This is a genomic window from Pseudomonas sp. BF-R-01 (assembly GCF_019946615.1).
GTDB lineage: Bacteria > Pseudomonadota > Gammaproteobacteria > Pseudomonadales > Pseudomonadaceae > Aquipseudomonas > Aquipseudomonas migulae.
Map to the genome: position 1 here is coordinate 1 of NZ_JAGYFX010000218.1, position 1663 is coordinate 1663.

General features: G+C 61.3%; 2 protein-coding genes. Both read right to left on the bottom strand.

Annotated elements, in window-relative coordinates; translation table 11 throughout:
* Positions 1-654, bottom strand: a 654-nt coding sequence (gene xopAW / locus KGB27_RS31330; protein ID WP_223557381.1) for a XopAW family type III secretion system calcium-binding effector, incomplete at its 3' end; no start/stop codon positions are given.
* A 136-nt stretch (positions 655-790) separates the two neighbouring features.
* On the bottom strand, positions 791-1663 hold an 873-nt coding region (locus tag KGB27_RS31335; RefSeq protein WP_223557382.1), incomplete at its 5' end, for a sensor histidine kinase.

Sequence of the window (1663 nt, forward strand, 5' to 3'; positions counted from 1 at the left end):
GTCCAGCACCTTGAGCAACGCGGCGCTGGTGTCGCTGCTGGTGGTTGAAGTGCTGCTGGCCTGCAACGCACTGCTCAATTCGCCGGCGCTGACACTGCCGTCGCTGTCCGCGTCGAGTTGGCTGAACAATTCGTCACTGGACATCTGTTGCGGAGGTGGCGGCGGCGGGGCGAGGCTGGCGGCGAGTTCGTCCTTGCTGACGACGCCGTCTTCGTTTTTATCCAGCGCCGAAAAAATCTCTGTGCTGTCGGCACTGCTGCCGGCGTTGGTCAGGCCGCTGCTCAGCTCATCGCTGCTGATGGCGCCGTCACTGTCGGTGTCCAGTGCGCTGATCAGCGCGTCGGCCAGTTCGGTGTTCGGTGCCTGATCACGCGGTGGTGGTGGCGGTGGTGCCATTGCAGCCATTTCTTCGCTGCTCAGGCTGCCACTGTCGTCACTGTCCAGATCGGCGAAGTTCTTGCTCAGGCTGACCAGCAGGCCGTCCTCGGTTTTCTGTGACAGAGCGCTGGTGAGCTCGTCCTGATCCACCGAACCGTCGCTGTTGGTGTCGAGCCTGGCGAGCAGTTCTTTCTGGAATTGCTGGCTGCGAGCATTGCTGGTTGTGGTGCTGCTGGTGCTGGTATAGCTCGTGTAGTTGCTGACGCTACCGATCATTGGGCTCACTCCCTGGAATGGAAAACCGGTGGGTGCACCGGCTTATGCAGCCTCAAGGAGCAAGTTGTCGTAGGTATGTGGGGTTTGTACCGATTGGTACACACAGGTCTCGGGTCAGGCTCAGAACCTGTGGGGCTCAGGTGCGGGGCAACCAGATAACGGCGGTCAAACCGCCACCAGGCGTTTCATCCAGATTCAATTGCCCACCCAATCGTTCAGCCGCTTCACGCGCAATGGTCATGCCCAGACCGACACCCCCGGAGTTGCGATTGCGCGAACCTTCCAGGCGGAAGAATGGTTCAAACACCGCTTCACGTTTATCTGCCGCAATCCCCGGCCCATGGTCGATGACCCGAATCACCAGATGTTCGCGATTGTCCTCAAGCACGATCTGCGCCTGCCCGGCATAACGCAGTGCGTTATCCAGCAGATTGTTGATGCACGAGCGCAACGCCATCGGCTGCACTTGCAACGGTGCGCAATGGCCGCTGGCCTGGACATCGGAGCCCTGGTCCTGGGCGTTTTCACTCAAGGATTCGACCAGCGCCTGCACGTCCATCCACTGTGGTGCCTCACTGGTACGCTGCTCGTGCAGGTAGGTGAGGGTGGCGTCGAGCATGCTGATCATGTCGTCCAGATCCTGGCGCATCTGGCCTTGCAGTTTGTCGTCGTCGATCTGTTCCAGCCGCAGCTTAAGGCGTGACAGCGGCGTGCGCAGGTCGTGGGACACCGCGCCGAGCATCCGCGAACGCTGCTGCATCTGTTCGATGATGCGTTTTTGCATCAGGTTGAAGGTGTAGGCCGCTTGCCGGGCCTCCCGTGGGCCGGACTCATCCAGCGGCGGGCTGTCGAGGTTCTCGCTCAGGCGCTCGGCGGCGTCGCTCAGGCGCTGGATCGGCCGACTCAACAGTTTGGCGCCGTACCAGGCGGCGATGATCAGCGAAATCAGCTGGAAGGTAAGTGGCACCAGCGGCCCGCCGAACCATGGCCGTGGTGGCCGGTTTTCGAA